Origin of the sequence: Micromonospora sp. NPDC005257 (assembly GCF_042872445.1) — a bacterium.
Taxonomy (GTDB): domain Bacteria; phylum Actinomycetota; class Actinomycetes; order Mycobacteriales; family Micromonosporaceae; genus Micromonospora.
In genome coordinates this window covers 147,056-161,247 of the sequence record NZ_JBIAKL010000007.1, presented here as the reverse complement: position 1 = coordinate 161,247, position 14,192 = coordinate 147,056, and the positions used below count along the sequence as shown (strand labels likewise).

The following is a 14,192-nucleotide window of genomic DNA, read 5'->3' as shown; positions in this document are numbered from 1 at the left end:
TGCGCATTTCGCGGAAGGTGGCGGCGAAAGCGGCCATTCCGGTCATTCTGAACGGGTCCGTACGGCCGGCTCCTGCGGGGAGAGCTGATGAACCGGGCCTATCTCGACAAACTGTTCACTGTTGTGCTCGCTGGCGTGCTCGCCGGACTGGCCCTGGCCGCCGCCGCGCTGCCGGCCGCGCTGGTCTTCGGGCTGGGCGTGAAGAACCTGATGCCGTACACCGCGTTGCCGGAGGCGCTCAAGACGCCGCAGCCGGCGCAGCGCTCCAACCTGTACGCGAGCGACGGGCGGACGCTGATCACCTCGTTCTACGTCGAGGACCGGGTGGACGTGCCGGTCGGCGAGGTGGCGCCGGTGATGCGCGACGCCATCGTGGCCGCCGAGGACGTGCGCTTCTACGAGCACCACGGCGTCGACGTGCGCGGCGTGGCGCGGGCGTTCACCGCCAACCGACGCGAGGGCACCCGCCAGGGCGCCTCCACGCTGACCATGCAGTACGTGCGCAACGCGCTCGCCGGTGACACCCGGCTGACCGAGGAGCAGCGTGCCGCCGCCACCGAGATCACCGTCGGGCGCAAGATCCGCGAGATGCGGTACGCGCTGGCGCTGGAACGGCAGGTCGGCAAGGACGAGATCCTCGGGCGCTACCTGAACATCGCGTACTTCGGCGCCGGGGCGTACGGGATCGCCGCCGCCAGCAAGCGCTACTTCTCCACCACGCCGGACCGGCTCACCCTGGCCCAGGCCGCGCTGCTCGCCGGGCTGGTCCGCTCCCCGGCCGACGACCCGATCAACAGCGACGCCGACTCGGCGCTGCAACGCCGGGCGTACGTGCTGGACCGGATGGTGGAGACCGGCCGGGTCGGCGCGGCCGATGCCGAGGCGGCGAAGGCGGAGGAGCTGGCCCTCCAGCCGAACACCACCCCCAACGACTGCGCCGCGGTGTCCGCCGAGCACAACGACTGGGGCTTCTTCTGCGACTGGTTCACCCAGTGGTGGAACGCCCAGCCGGCGTTCGGCGAGACCGCCGACGAACGGCAGCGCACGTTGCGCCGTGGCGGCTGGAAGATCGTGTCCTCGCTCGACCCGGACGTGCAGGCCAAGGCGAGCGAGCAGGTGCGGGAGATCTACCCGGAGACGATCGCGCGCGCGGCGCCGACCGCGGTGGTGCAACCGGGCACCGGCCGGGTGCTGGCCATGGCGGTGAACCGCACGTACGGCACGGCCGCCAACCCGGACGGGCAGAAGAACTACCCGAACACGGTCAACCAGCTCGTGGCCGGCGGTGGCGACATCACCGGCTACCAGGCGGGCTCGACGTTCAAGCTGTTCGCGCTGCTGGCCGCGCTGGAGTCCGGGCTGCCGCTGGACACCGAGTTCGACGCCCCGCGCGTCTACGTGACGGGGTACCCGGTCGGCGCCGGCCCGGCGAGCTGCGGCGGCCGGTGGTGCCCGGAGAACGCCAACGCCTCCTGGATGGACGGCGACCGGGACATGTGGGATGCGTTCGGCCGCTCGGTGAACACGTACTTCGCCTGGCTGACCGAGCGCGTCGGCGCGGACCGGGTGGTCGAGATGGCCCAGCGGCTGGGCATCGCGTTCCGCGCTCCGGCGGACGCCCGGATGGCCCGCGAGGGCGCCAAGAGTTGGGGGCCGTTCACGCTCGGCGTCTCCGCCACCACGCCGCTGGACCTGGCCGGCGCGTACGCCACCGTGGCCGCTGAGGGCAACTGGTGCCGGCCCACGCCGGTCACCTCGATCACCGACCCGTCCGGCCGGAAGATCGCGGCCGGGAACACCGACTGCCGGCAGGTGCTGGACACCGAGGTCGCCCGCGCGGCGGCCGACGCCGGCCGCTGCCCGGTCGGCGACCAGTCGATGTACCGGCGCTGCGACGGGGGCACGGCCGAGGAGCTGGCCCCGGGCCTGCGCCGGCCGGTGGCGGGCAAGACCGGCAGCTCGGAGCGCAACGCCACGGAGACGGTCGTGGCGTTCACCCCGCAGCTCTCGGTGGCGACGATCGCCGCGAACCCGGACGACCCCCGGGACGCGGTCGGCGGCGGAGTGCAAAAGCGGCAGATCGCCGCGGTGGGACGCATCCTCGCGTGGTCGCTGCGCGACGAGCCGGTACGCGACTTCGTCCCGCCCGGCCAGGCGGTCGCCTTCCAGCACACCAGCCCTCGCACCGGCAACTGAGAGACGTCCGTCAGCTTGTCGATCTGCCGTACCGCGCGACCATGGTCCGGACGGCTTCGTCCACTACTGCGGTCGTGCGATCGGGAGTCACCGTCCAGTCCGGGAGGACCAGGCTCGGCCAGAACAGGTAATTGGAGATCATGCCGAGGAAGTGCGTGGCGGCCATCTCCGGGTCGGCGATGTCGGCGACTCCCGCGTCGTGCTCGGCCGAGAGGTAGATCCGGACGGACTCGAAGTACGGCAGTTTGCCCTGTGCGAAATGCGCTCTGGCCAGTTCGGGAAAGCGGGGCATCTCGGCGATCACGATGCGGAACAGGTCGGTCATCTCCGGCCGGCTCAACAGCGTCGCGTAGTGCCGCCCGAGAACCGTCAAGCCGGCCGTCAGGTCACCGGCGGGCGGCACGTCGGCGACGTCGTTCCGGGCCCACGAGTCGATGACGATGGCATCGAACAATGCCGCCTTCGTCGGAAACTGCTTGAACAGCGTCGCTTTCGACACGCCGGCACTGGCGGCGACACGCGCCAGCGAGGCCCGGTCGTAGCCCAACTCCAGGAAGAGCTCGGTGGCGGCCTGCACGATCAGCGCGCGCTTCTCCTCCGCCACGCGCTGGTGATAGGCCGACGGTGCTGGGGTCATGCGCCCATCGTAGCGAGGTGAGTGGGTTGACTCACCATGTGCGGGGGCGTAGCGTCGGCATGGTGAGTCGATCGACTCACCACCTGTTTCCCGGGTTGTCGTCTCGTACGTACCGGAGGATCCGATGTCCCGATTCGCCAATCAGACCGTTCTTGTGACCGGCGGCACCGGCGGGCAGGGGGCCAGCCACGTTCGCGCCCTGCACGCCGAAGGCGCCAACGTCGCCATCGGTGCGATCGACGCCGGGCGCGGCGCCGACCTCGCCGCCGAGCTGGGTCACCGGGCCCGTTCCGTCTCCCTGGACGTCTCCCGGGAGGAGTCGTGGGCCGCCGCCGTCGCGGAGACCGAGAAGGCATTCGGTGCGCTCACGATCCTGGTGAACAACGCCGGGGTGCAGAACCCGCCGGCCCTCATCGAGTCCACCGACCAGGCCACGTGGGCTCGCATCCTCGACGTCAACCTCACCGGCACCTTCCTCGGCATCAAGGCGGCCGCCCCGGCGCTGCGACGCGCGGGAGGAGGATCGATCGTCAACATCGGCTCCACGATGGGCCTCGGCGGTACCGCCTTCTACGCGCCCTACGTCGCCGGCAAGTGGGCGGTACGAGGACTCACCCGGACCGCCGCCCTCGAGCTGGGCCGCGACAACATCCGCGTCAACGCGATCCACCCCGGCGTGGTCGCCACTCCGTTCATCACCGAGCCGGCGGCCGGCAGCGACGCCCCGATCGCCGACTTCTACTCGCCCGAGCCGTTCGCCGTCCCGCGACTCGGGCAGCCCGCCGACATCACCGCGCTGCTGTTGTTCCTCACGTCGCCGGACGCGGCCTTCATCACCGGCGCCGAGTACGTCATCGACGGAGGGCTGCTCCTCGGCCCCGCACTGCAGAAGGACGCCGCATGAATCCGGCAGGCCGGCCCACCGTGCCCGGCGTTCCTCACCGACCGGCCGGGTGCTCGGCGCCCCGGGCGATGTTGCGGGCCATGCCGCCGAAGACCACGGCGTGGAACGGGGCCACCGAGGCCCAGTAGAGGTGGCCGGGCAGCCCGCGCGGGAGGAACACGGCCCGCTGGACGTAGCGGCTGCGGCCGTCCCCGTCCGCCTCGGCGCGCATCTCCAGCCAGGCCCGGCCGGGCAGCCGCATCTCGGCGCGCAGCCGCAGCAGCTCACCCGGGACGATCTCCTCGACCCGCCAGAAGTCCAGCGCCTCGCCGACCTGGAGCCGGTGCGGGTCGCGCCGCCCCCGGCGCAGCCCGACGCCGCCGACCAGCCGGTCCATCCAGCCGCGCACCGACCAGGCCAGCGGGAACGAGTACCAGCCGTGCTCGCCGCCGACACCCTCGATGACCCGCCACAGCGCCGCCGGCGGCGCGTCCACCGTCCGCTGCCGCACATCGGTGTACGCCGTGCCACCGGACCAGTGCGGGTCCGACGGCAGCGGCTCGGCGGGGGCGTCCGGCCCGCTCGCGTTCGACCAGCGCGTCTCCACCTGCGCGTCGCGCACCTTGGTCAGCGCCAGCGCGACCGCCTGGTCGAAGCCGGTCAGCCCGCCCGGCGGGTCCGGCACGTACTCGGCGATGTCGTGCTCGTGCGCCACCGCCTCGTGCACCAGGCTCTCCACCAGCGGCCGGGCGATCGCGTTCGGGACCGGGGTGATCAGGCCGACCCAGTGCGAGGAGAGCGACGGGGTGAGCGGGCGCACCGGCAGGATGACCCGGGGCCGCAGTCCGGCCACCCGGGCGTACCGCTGCATCATCTCGGTGAAGGTCAGCACGTCCGGGCCGCCGATGTCGAAGGCCCGGTTCACCCCGGCCGGCAGGTGCGCGCAGCCGACCAGGTAACGCAGCACGTCCCGGACCGCGATCGGCTGGATCCGGTTGCGCACCCAGCGCGGGGTGACCATCGCCGGCAGCCGCTCGGTCAGGTAGCGCAGCATCTCGAACGAGGCCGAGCCGGACCCGATGATCACGGCGGCGCGCAGCACCGCCGTCGGCACGCCGCTGTCCAGCAGGATCCGCGCGACCTCCGCCCGGGAGCGCAGGTGCGCCGAGGGCAGGCCGTCTCGCTCCGTCGGCTCCGGCCCGCCGAGATACACGATCCGGCGTACGCCGGCGGCACGCGCCGCCGCGGCGAAGTTCGTCGCCGCCTCCCGGTCGGCCGCCTCGAAACCGCGCTGACCCAGCGAGTGGACCAGGTAGTACGCCACCTCCACGCCGGCGAACGCGGCCGGCAGCGTCTCCGGGCGGCGCAGGTCACCCTCGACGACCTCCGCGTCGGCCGCCCAGGGCACGTCCCGCAGCCGCCCGGCGGTACGCGCCAGGCAGCGTACGGTGTGCCCCTCGGCCAGCAGCCGGGGCGCGAGGCGCCCGCCGATGTAGCCGGTCGCACCGGTGACGAGGCATCTCACGGCATCCAGTCTGCGGCTCCGTAGACTCCTTCGCTGTGGAGAACGCGAGGGACACCTTCTGGGGGCCGGACTTCCAGCAGCTCAGTACCGTCGACCCGGAGATCGCCGAGGTGGTGCTGGGGGAACTGGACCGGCTGCGCGGCGGACTGCAACTGATCGCCAGCGAGAACCTCACCTCGCCCGCGGTGCTGGCCGCGCTGGGCTCCACGCTCACCAACAAGTACGCCGAGGGCTACCCGGGCCGGCGCTACTACGGCGGCTGCGCCGAGGTGGACCGGGCCGAGGAACTGGCCGTGTCCCGGGCGAAGGACCTGTTCGACGCCGAGCACGCGAACGTCCAGCCGCACTCCGGGGCGAGCGCCAACCTGGCCGCGTACGCCGCCCTGATCCAGCCAGGGGACACGGTGCTGGCCATGGACCTGCCGCACGGCGGGCACCTGACGCACGGCAGCCGGGTGAACTTCTCCGGCAAGTGGTTCCACCCGGTCGGCTACACCGTCCGGCCGGACACCGGGATGATCGACTACGACGAGGTACGCGACCTGGCCCGGGCACACCGGCCGAAGATGATCATCTGCGGTGCGACGGCGTACCCGCGCCTGATCGACTTCGGCCGCTTCCGGGAGATCGCCGACGAGGTCGACGCGTACCTGATGGTGGACGCCGCGCACTTCATCGGCCTGGTCGCCGGCGGGGCGATCCCGTCCCCGGTGCCGTACGCCGACGTGGTCACCGCGACCACCCACAAGGTGCTGCGCGGCCCGCGCGGCGGCATGATCCTCTGCCGCGAGCCGCTCGCGGCCCGGATCGACAAGGCGGTCTTCCCGTTCACCCAGGGCGGCCCGCTGATGCACGCCGTCGCCGCCAAGGCGGTGGCGCTGCGCGAGGCCGCGCAGCCCGAGTTCCGCACGTACGCCGCCCAGGTCGTCGCCAACTCCCGCGCGCTCGCCGACGGGCTGGCCGCGGAGGGGCTGCCGCCGGTCTCCGGCGGCACGGACACCCACCTGGCGCTGCTGGACCTGCGGGAGACCGGCGTGACCGGCGCCGAGGCCGAGGCCCGCTGCGAGGCCGCCGGCATCACGCTCAACAAGAACGCGATCCCGTACGACCCGCAGCCGCCGTCGGTGGCCTCCGGCATCCGGGTGGGGACGCCGAGCGTCACCACCCAGGGCATGCGCGAGGGGGAGATGCGCCGGATCGCGGGGCTGATCGCGCGCGCGGTACGCACCGATCCGGAGGCCCTCGGTGGCGCCGACGCGCTGACCGAGGTGGCCCGCGAGGTCGCCGAACTGGTCGCCGCCTTCCCGGCGTACCCCCGATGACCGCGCCACGGGCGGGCGAGCCCGGCGCGATCCGGGCCCGGCTGACCCACCTGCGGCTGCCGCTACTGGCGTGCGCGGCGCTCGCCGTGGTGGGGGTGCCGGTGGCGGCGCTGCTGCGCGGGCCGACCGGGGCGGCGGGGTTCGCGGCCGGCGTGGCGCTGGTGATCGTCAGCTACCTGATCTCCAGCCTCTCGGTGGCCTGGGCGGACGCCATCCACCCTCGGATGATCATGTCGGTGGGACTGGTCACCTACGCCACCAAGATCGTGATCCTGGGCGTGGTGATGGCCGCCGTGGCGGCCACCGGATGGCCCGGCCTGCCGGACATGGGCGTGGCGATCATCGCGGCGGTCGTGGTGTGGACCGGAGCGCACCTGACCTGGGCGATGAGGTCCCCGCTGCCCACCTTCCAGCGCCGTGACGACATCGAGTGACTTCGCCGAATTCTGTCCGGTACGGCGGGTCCCCTCACGGGCGCGACAGGAGTAACGTGGCGCCAGGTTGACGCGCCCGCAGTACGGCCCGCACGCTGCCCGCAGTGTGGGGGGTGCCGCACATCCCCGCGCGCCCCTGCTGATATTGTTCGCCACGTCATGGCCGATGACCCCCACTCCCGCAAGTCCGACGAGCACTCGTCGGAGGGTGCGGCAGGCGCCGTCGTGGGTTACCTTCTCGCCGGCATTCTGATGTGGGGTGGCCTCGGCTGGTTGGCAGAGCGGTTCTTCGGTCTGCCAGCCGGCATCGGGGTCGCCGTCGGCATGATGCTCGGCGCGGCCGGGGCGATCTACCTGATCATGAAGAGGCTCAGTGCCTGAGTTCCGGCACACGCGGGTCTGTTGAGTGCGGAGGATGACACGGTGAGCGGACAGCTGGTCGTCGCCCAGGACCTTCCCTGGCCCCCCAGCGTCGGGGATTTCTACCCGCCGGACGTGGCCGGCCCCTGGGTCACCAAGTTCAGCATCATGATCTGGATCGCCGTCGCGTTGCTGATCATCTTCTTCGTGGCCGCGTACCGGAAGCCGAAGCTGGTGCCGGGCAAGGGCCAGTGGGCGGCGGAGGCGGTCTACGGGCTGGTCCGGGACAACATCGCCCGGGAGCAGATGGGCAACGCGGGCATCCGCTTCGCGCCCTACCTCACCGTGCTGTTCAGCTTCATCCTGCTGACCAACATCTTCAGCATCGTCCCCGGCCTGCAGATCTCGCCGAACTCGCACATCGCGTTCCCGATCGTGCTCGCCGCCATCTCGTACGTCATGTACAACTACGTCGGCGTTCGCAAGCACGGCCTCGGCAAGTACCTCAAGCAGAGCCTCATCCTGCCCGGCGTGCCGTGGCCGATGCACTTCCTGCTGATTCCGATCGAGTTCCTGCAGAACTTCGTCGTCCGGCCGGTCACCCTGGCACTGCGGCTCTTCGCCAACATGTTCGCCGGCCACCTGCTCCTGCTGGTCTTCACCGTCGGCGGCTTCGTGATGCTCGGGTCGAGCAGCGTCTTCGTCCAGGCGACCTCGGTCTTCTCGTTCGCGATGGCGATCGTGATGGCCTTCTTCGAGGCGCTGGTGGCGGTGCTGCAGGCATACGTCTTCGTCACGCTGAGCGCCAACTACATCGGCACGTCGCTGGCCGACGAGCACTGAGATCCGGCTCGGCGGGCACCCGGCCCGGCCAAGCATCTGGTACCGACCGCGTACACGTGAGCCCTCACGTGTGAACTAGGAGGAATACCCGCAATGAACGTTCTTGCCGAGATCGGTGGCAACGTCAACACCATCGGCTACGGCCTCGCCGCCATCGGCCCCGGTATCGGTGTGGCCCTGGTCTTCGCGGCCTACATCCAGTCGAGCGCTCGCCAGCCCGAGTCGGCCGGCTACAACCGCACCTGGCTGGTGCTGGGCTTCGCCCTGGTCGAGGCGCTGGCGCTGTTCGGCCTGGTGCTCGCCTTCGCCGTTAGCTGACGCGAGCTCCCCCGACCCGGAGGTCTGACATGTATCTCGCCGCCGAAGGCGCGCACAATCCGATCCTGCCGATCTGGCAGGAGATGGTCGTCGGAACGATCTCCTTCGCCCTGCTCGTCTTCGTCCTGCTGAAGTTCGTCATGCCCCGCATGGAGGCGATGTACCAGGCGCGGGTCGACGCGATCGAGGGCGGCATCAAGCGCGCCGAGGCGGCCCAGGCCGAGGCGAACCAGCTCCTCGAGCAGTACCGGGCCCAGCTCGCGGAGGCGCGTACCGACGCCGCCAAGATCCGCGACGACGCGCGGGCCGACGCCGACGGCATCCGGCAGGACATCCTCGCCAAGGCGCGTGAGGAGTCCGACCGGATCATCGCCGCCGGCAAGGAGCAGCTCTCCGCGGAGCGGGCCACCATCGTGCGCGAGCTGCGCACCGAGGTGGGCACCATCGCTGTGGACCTGGCCAGCAAGATCGTCGGTGAGTCGCTCGCCGACGAGGCGCGTCGCAAGGGCACCGTCGACCGGTTCCTGAGCGGTCTCGAGAGCACGGGGGCCCGCTGATGCAGGCCGCCAGCCGGGAGTCGTACCGGGCCGGGGCCGAGCGCCTCGACGCGTACGTCCGCGGCGCGGAGCCGTCGGCGGTGACTGCCACCGCCGACGACATCCTCTCCGTCGCCGACCTGCTGCGGCGCGAGCCGCGGCTGCGCCGGGCGCTCTCCGACCCGGCCCGGGCCGGGTCCGACCGCTCCGGTCTGCTCGGTGACATGCTGCGCGGCCGGATCGGCGCGGAAGCGTTCGACCTGCTCGCGTCGCTGGTGTCCGGCCGCTGGTCGAACTCGTCCGAGCTGCTCGACGGCGTCGAGCGCCTCGGCGTGGAGGCGCTGCTGGCCAGCGCCGACCTCTCCGGCGACCTGGGCGAGGTCGAGGACGAGCTGTTCCGCTTCGGGCAGGTCGTCTCCGGCTCCGCCGAGCTGTCCAACACGCTCTCCGACCCGATGGCCTCGGTGGAGCGGCGGGCCGAACTGGCCCGGCAGCTACTCGCCGGCAAGGCCCAGCCGGTCACCGTCCGCCTCGTGGAGGCCGCGCTCGCCGGCTTCGGGGGACGCTCCTTCACCGGTGCGCTCACCCGGCTGGTCGAGCTGGCCGCCGACCGGCGGGACCGTCAGGTCGCGTACGTGACCGTGGCGTCCCCGCTGACCGAGGAGGAGGAGCGACGCCTCGGTGCCCGCCTCTCGGAGATGTACGGTCGGGAGGTCTCCGTCAAGCAGACGGTCGACCCCGACGTGCTCGGGGGGGCACGCGTACGGGTCGGCTCCGACCTGTACGACGGCACCGTCCTGCGCCGCCTCAACGAGACCCGCAACGCGCTCGCGAAGCGCTGACCAGCGTCTTTTGCAGCCCTGATTCGACGCCATCGGACCGGTCGGTACTAGGTATCCCGGGCCCCTGAACTTTAAGGAAGCAGAGGATGGCCGAGCTGACCATCTCGACGGAGGAGATCCGCGGCGCCCTGGAGCGCTACGTCTCCTCCTACACGGCCGACGTCTCCCGCGAGGAGGTCGGCACCGTCGCCGACGCCGGTGACGGCATCGCACACGTCGAGGGGCTGCCCTCGACCATGACCAACGAGCTCCTGGAGTTCGAGGACGGCACGCTCGGTGTGGCGCTGAACCTCGACGTCCGGGAGATCGGTGTCGTCGTCCTCGGTGACTTCGGCGGGATCGAAGAGGGTCAGCGCGTCAAGCGCACCGGCCGGGTGCTCTCGGTGCCGATCGGTGACGCGTTCCTCGGTCGCGTGGTCAACGCGCTCGGCGAGCCGATCGACGGCCTCGGTGACATCGCCAACGAGGGCTACCGCGAGCTGGAGCTGCAGGCCCCGAACGTGATGTCCCGCAAGTCGGTCGACGAGCCGCTGCAGACCGGCATCAAGGCCATCGACGCGATGACCCCGATCGGCCGCGGCCAGCGCCAGTTGATCATCGGCGACCGGAAGACGGGCAAGACCACCGTCGCCCTGGACACCATCCTCAACCAGCGCGAGAACTGGCGCTCCGGCGACCCGAAGAAGCAGGTCCGCTGCATCTACGTCGCGATCGGCCAGAAGGCCTCCACCATCGCCTCCATCAAGGGGACGCTGGAGGAGGCGGGCGCGATGGAGTACACCACCATCGTCGCCTCCCCGGCCTCCGACCCGGCCGGCTTCAAGTACCTCGCGCCCTACACCGGCTCGTCCATCGGGCAGCACTGGATGTACGGCGGCAAGCACGTCCTGATCGTCTTCGACGACCTGAGCAAGCAGGCCGAGGCGTACCGCGCCGTGTCGCTGCTGCTGCGCCGCCCGCCGGGCCGTGAGGCCTACCCGGGTGACGTCTTCTACCTGCACTCGCGCCTGCTGGAGCGCTGCGCCAAGCTCTCCGACGAGCTGGGTGGCGGCTCGATGACCGGTCTGCCGATCATCGAGACCAAGGCGAACGACATCTCGGCGTTCATCCCGACCAACGTCATCTCCATCACCGACGGCCAGATCTTCCTGGAGACCGACCTGTTCAACCAGGGCGTCCGGCCGGCCATCAACGTCGGCACCTCGGTCTCCCGGGTCGGTGGCGCCGCGCAGGTGAAGCCGATGAAGAAGGTCGCCGGCTCGCTGCGGCTCAACCTGGCCCAGTACCGCGAGCTGGAGGCGTTCGCCGCCTTCGCCTCCGACCTGGACCGGGCCTCCCGGGCCCAGCTGGACCGCGGTTCCCGGCTGGTCGAGCTGCTCAAGCAGCCGAACTACTCGCCGTACCCGGTGCAGGAGCAGGTCGTCTCCGTCTGGGCCGGCACCGAGGGCAAGCTGGACGACGTCCCGGTCGGTGAGGTCCGCCGCTTCGAGTCGGAGTTCCTGCAGTACCTCCGGCACAAGCACGAGGGCGTCCTGGCCTCGATCGCGGACCACAAGTGGGGCGACGACATCATCTCCTCGCTCGACTCGGCGATCACCGAGTTCAAGCAGCTCTTCCTGGGCAAGGAGGACGAGGTCCGGATCAACGAGGCGCCGGCGAAGCCGCTGGAGGGTGAGCAGTCCCGCGAGACGGTGACCCGCCTGCGCGACGGCGCCGACCGCCCGGCCGAGAGCTGATCCGATGGCCGCCCAGGTACGCGTTCTCCGGCAGCGGATCCGTTCCGCCAAGGGGATGAAGAAGATCACCAAGGCGATGGAGCTCGTCGCGACGAGCCGCATCGCCAAGGCCCAGGCCAAGGTGGCGGCCTCGCTGCCGTACGCCGAGGCGATCACCGGCGTGCTGACGGCGCTGGCCTCGAACGCGCGGATCGACCACCCGTTGCTCACCTCGCGCGAGCGGGTGCGGCGGGCGGGCGTCCTGCTGGTCACGGCCGACCGGGGTCTGGCCGGTGGATACAGCTCGAACGCGATCCGGACCGCCGAGTCGCTCATCGCCCGGCTGCGCGCCGACGGCAAGGAGCCGGTGCTCTACGTCATCGGCCGCAAGGGCGTGGCGTACTACCGGTTCCGCAGCCGGGAGATCGCCGGAAGCTGGACCGGCTTCTCGGAGCAGCCGACGTTCGCCGACGCCCGCGAGGTCGGTGACACGCTGATCAAGGCGTTCACCGCCGGCGCGGACGACACGGACGGGGACGCCGGCGCCGACGGGATCCTCGGCGTGGACGAACTGCACATCGTCTACACCGAGTTCAAGTCCCTGATGACGCAGAACCCGGTGACCCGGATCATCGGCCCGATGCAGGTCGAGGACCGGCCGCGGTCCGAGGGCGCGCTGCCGGCGTACGAGTTCGAGCCGGAGCCGGAGTCGCTGCTCGACGCTCTGCTGCCGAAGTACATCAACACGCGGATCTTCGCGGCGTTGCTGGAGTCGGCGGCCAGCGAGTCGGCCGCCCGCCGGCGGGCGATGAAGAGCGCCACGGACAACGCCGAAGAGATGATCGAGAAGTACACGCGCGAGATGAACTCGGCCCGTCAGGCCGGGATCACCCAGGAGATCAGTGAGATCGTCGGCGGCGCGAACGCGCTGGCCGCATCGGGAAGTGAAGTGTGATGACTGTATCCGCAGTTGAGACCAAGACGGCCACGGGTCGCGTGGTCCGGGTCATCGGCCCGGTCGTCGACGCCGAGTTCCCGCGCGACGCCATGCCGGGGCTGTTCAACGCTCTGCACGTCGACGTGACGCTCTCCGGTGGCGAGAAGACGCTGACCCTGGAGGTCGCCCAGCACCTGGGCGACAACCTGATCCGCGCCATCTCGATGCAGCCGACCGACGGCCTGGTCCGCGGCACCGACGTGCGCGACACCGGGGCGCCGATCAGCGTGCCGGTGGGCGACGCGGTCAAGGGCCACGTGTTCAACGCGATCGGCGAGTGCCTCAACCTCACCGAGGGTGAGACCATCGAGGCCGACGACCGGTGGGGCATCCACCGCAAGGCCCCGGCCTTCGCCGACCTGGAGCCGAAGACCGAGATGCTGGAGACCGGCATCAAGGTCATCGACCTGCTCGCCCCGTACGTCAAGGGCGGCAAGATCGGCCTGTTCGGCGGTGCCGGCGTGGGCAAGACGGTGCTCATCCAGGAGATGATCACCCGGGTGGCCCGGAACTTCGGTGGTACCTCGGTCTTCGCCGGCGTGGGTGAGCGCACCCGCGAGGGCAACGACCTCATCGCCGAGATGACCGAGTCGGGCGTCATCGACAAGACCGCCCTGGTGTACGGCCAGATGGACGAGCCGCCGGGCACCCGGCTGCGGGTCGCGCTGTCCGCGCTCACCATGGCGGAGTACTTCCGTGACGTGAAGAAGCAGGAGGTGCTGCTCTTCATCGACAACATCTTCCGCTTCACCCAGGCCGGTTCCGAGGTCTCCACGCTGCTCGGCCGCATGCCGAGCGCGGTGGGTTACCAGCCGACCCTGGCCGACGAGATGGGCCAGCTCCAGGAGCGGATCACCTCCGTCCGGGGCCAGGCCATCACCTCGATGCAGGCGATCTACGTGCCCGCCGACGACTACACCGACCCGGCGCCGGCCACCACGTTCGCCCACCTCGACGCGACCACCAACCTGGAGCGGTCGATCTCCGACAAGGGCATCTACCCGGCCGTGGACCCGCTGGCGTCCTCGTCCCGGATCCTCGCCCCGGAGTTCGTCGGCGAGGAGCACTTCGCCGTCGCGACCGAGGTGAAGCGGATCCTGCAGCGCTACAAGGACCTGCAGGACATCATCGCCATCCTCGGTATCGAGGAGCTCTCCGAGGAGGACAAGCTCACCGTCGGCCGCGCCCGCCGGATCGAGCGGTTCCTCTCGCAGAACACGTACGCGGCGGAGCAGTTCACCGGCGTCCCCGGCTCGACGGTCCCGATCTCCGAGACCATCGACGCCTTCCGCCGGATCAGCGAGGGGGAGTTCGACCACTTCCCGGAGCAGGCGTTCTTCATGTGCGGCGGCCTGGAGGACCTCAAGGCCAAGGCCAAGGAGCTGATGGGCGAGGAGGGCTGAGAGCCCGCTCACATCCCACGAGGGCCGTCCCGGCGAAAGCCGGGGGGGCCCTCGCCTGTTCGGGGCGCCGCTCTATCAGATGCCCGGTTCTCCGGCAAGCGGTTCACCGGATCACGCGCTACCGTTTCTGACACGACTTCACATCCCGGCCGTTGCTCTCTGCAACGAAACGGATCCCCGT

At 70.8% G+C, this 14,192-nt stretch carries 14 protein-coding genes; 12 read left to right on the top strand and 2 right to left on the bottom strand.

Annotated features, from left to right (window positions below; translation table 11 throughout):
- Window positions 1-87 precede the first annotated feature (87 nt).
- Window positions 88-2,196: a transglycosylase domain-containing protein gene (locus tag ACFYO8_RS16880; protein ID WP_354871327.1), complete on the top strand. Its 2,109-nt coding sequence runs from the start codon at window positions 88-90 to the stop codon at window positions 2,194-2,196.
- A 10-nt stretch (window positions 2,197-2,206) separates the two neighbouring features.
- On the opposite strand, the gene ACFYO8_RS16875 is transcribed toward ACFYO8_RS16880, so the two are convergent.
- The gene (locus tag ACFYO8_RS16875; RefSeq protein WP_354871325.1) at window positions 2,207-2,833 is read right to left on the bottom strand and encodes a TetR/AcrR family transcriptional regulator; all 627 of its coding nucleotides are present in this window, start codon (window positions 2,831-2,833) and stop codon (window positions 2,207-2,209) included.
- 124 nt (window positions 2,834-2,957) lie between these two features.
- Between ACFYO8_RS16875 and ACFYO8_RS16870 the strand changes: the two genes are divergently transcribed.
- Complete coding sequence (locus ACFYO8_RS16870; protein WP_354871322.1) at window positions 2,958-3,737, top strand: SDR family oxidoreductase; 780 nt, start codon at window positions 2,958-2,960, stop codon at window positions 3,735-3,737.
- 34 nt (window positions 3,738-3,771) lie between these two features.
- Here the strand turns inward: ACFYO8_RS16870 and ACFYO8_RS16865 are convergent, their stop codons facing one another.
- The gene (locus ACFYO8_RS16865; protein ID WP_354871320.1) at window positions 3,772-5,241 is read right to left on the bottom strand and encodes an SDR family oxidoreductase; all 1,470 of its coding nucleotides are present in this window, start codon (window positions 5,239-5,241) and stop codon (window positions 3,772-3,774) included.
- Window positions 5,242-5,276: 35 nt separating this feature from the next.
- Here ACFYO8_RS16865 and glyA point away from each other — a divergent pair, with 35 nt between their 5' ends.
- From glyA to atpD, 10 genes are all read left to right on the top strand, one after another.
- A complete protein-coding gene (glyA, locus tag ACFYO8_RS16860; protein ID WP_354871318.1) occupies window positions 5,277-6,563 on the top strand; it encodes a serine hydroxymethyltransferase in 1,287 nt (428 codons plus the stop codon).
- Window positions 6,560-6,997, top strand: a complete 438-nt coding sequence (locus ACFYO8_RS16855; RefSeq protein ID WP_354871316.1) for a hypothetical protein — start codon at window positions 6,560-6,562, stop codon at window positions 6,995-6,997. The genes glyA and ACFYO8_RS16855 overlap by 4 nt, the downstream gene beginning before the upstream one ends.
- 159 nt (window positions 6,998-7,156) lie before the next feature.
- Window positions 7,157-7,378, top strand: coding sequence for a hypothetical protein (locus ACFYO8_RS16850; protein ID WP_354871313.1), 222 nt, complete (start codon window positions 7,157-7,159; stop codon window positions 7,376-7,378).
- 42 nt (window positions 7,379-7,420) lie between these two features.
- Window positions 7,421-8,200 carry a F0F1 ATP synthase subunit A gene (gene atpB / locus ACFYO8_RS16845; RefSeq protein WP_043328655.1) on the top strand — a complete coding sequence of 260 codons (780 nt, stop codon included), beginning with the start codon at window positions 7,421-7,423 and terminating at the stop codon, window positions 8,198-8,200.
- 93 nt (window positions 8,201-8,293) lie between these two features.
- Window positions 8,294-8,518 (top strand): ATP synthase F0 subunit C, encoded by a 225-nt coding sequence (atpE, locus tag ACFYO8_RS16840; protein ID WP_018789141.1) that lies wholly within the window; start codon window positions 8,294-8,296, stop codon window positions 8,516-8,518.
- A gap of 29 nt (window positions 8,519-8,547) precedes the next feature.
- A complete protein-coding gene (locus ACFYO8_RS16835) occupies window positions 8,548-9,075 on the top strand; it encodes a F0F1 ATP synthase subunit B (protein ID WP_354871309.1) in 528 nt (175 codons plus the stop codon).
- Window positions 9,075-9,896, top strand: a complete 822-nt coding sequence (locus ACFYO8_RS16830) for a F0F1 ATP synthase subunit delta (RefSeq protein WP_354871306.1) — start codon at window positions 9,075-9,077, stop codon at window positions 9,894-9,896. Before ACFYO8_RS16835 ends, ACFYO8_RS16830 begins: the two co-directional genes overlap by 1 nt.
- Before the next feature lie 86 nt (window positions 9,897-9,982).
- Window positions 9,983-11,632 (top strand): F0F1 ATP synthase subunit alpha, encoded by a 1,650-nt coding sequence (atpA, locus tag ACFYO8_RS16825; protein ID WP_354871304.1) that lies wholly within the window; start codon window positions 9,983-9,985, stop codon window positions 11,630-11,632.
- 4 nt (window positions 11,633-11,636) lie between these two features.
- Window positions 11,637-12,566, top strand: a complete 930-nt coding sequence (locus ACFYO8_RS16820; RefSeq protein WP_354871302.1) for a F0F1 ATP synthase subunit gamma — start codon at window positions 11,637-11,639, stop codon at window positions 12,564-12,566.
- The gene (gene atpD / locus ACFYO8_RS16815; RefSeq protein ID WP_354871300.1) at window positions 12,566-14,011 is read left to right on the top strand and encodes a F0F1 ATP synthase subunit beta; all 1,446 of its coding nucleotides are present in this window, start codon (window positions 12,566-12,568) and stop codon (window positions 14,009-14,011) included. The genes ACFYO8_RS16820 and atpD overlap by 1 nt, the downstream gene beginning before the upstream one ends.
- Window positions 14,012-14,192 lie beyond the last annotated feature (181 nt).

Coding starts and splice junctions, on each gene's coding strand:
- atpD (WP_354871300.1), top strand. CDS start 12,566: ATGACTGTATCCGCAGTTGAGACCAAGACGGCCACGGGTCGCGTGGTC.
- atpA (WP_354871304.1), top strand. CDS start 9,983: ATGGCCGAGCTGACCATCTCGACGGAGGAGATCCGCGGCGCCCTGGAG.
- ACFYO8_RS16850 (WP_354871313.1), top strand. CDS start 7,157: ATGGCCGATGACCCCCACTCCCGCAAGTCCGACGAGCACTCGTCGGAG.
- ACFYO8_RS16870 (WP_354871322.1), top strand. CDS start 2,958: ATGTCCCGATTCGCCAATCAGACCGTTCTTGTGACCGGCGGCACCGGC.
- ACFYO8_RS16820 (WP_354871302.1), top strand. CDS start 11,637: ATGGCCGCCCAGGTACGCGTTCTCCGGCAGCGGATCCGTTCCGCCAAG.
- ACFYO8_RS16875 (WP_354871325.1), bottom strand. CDS start 2,833: ATGACCCCAGCACCGTCGGCCTATCACCAGCGCGTGGCGGAGGAGAAG.
- ACFYO8_RS16830 (WP_354871306.1), top strand. CDS start 9,075: ATGCAGGCCGCCAGCCGGGAGTCGTACCGGGCCGGGGCCGAGCGCCTC.
- ACFYO8_RS16880 (WP_354871327.1), top strand. CDS start 88: ATGAACCGGGCCTATCTCGACAAACTGTTCACTGTTGTGCTCGCTGGC.
- ACFYO8_RS16855 (WP_354871316.1), top strand. CDS start 6,560: ATGACCGCGCCACGGGCGGGCGAGCCCGGCGCGATCCGGGCCCGGCTG.
- ACFYO8_RS16835 (WP_354871309.1), top strand. CDS start 8,548: ATGTATCTCGCCGCCGAAGGCGCGCACAATCCGATCCTGCCGATCTGG.
- atpE (WP_018789141.1), top strand. CDS start 8,294: ATGAACGTTCTTGCCGAGATCGGTGGCAACGTCAACACCATCGGCTAC.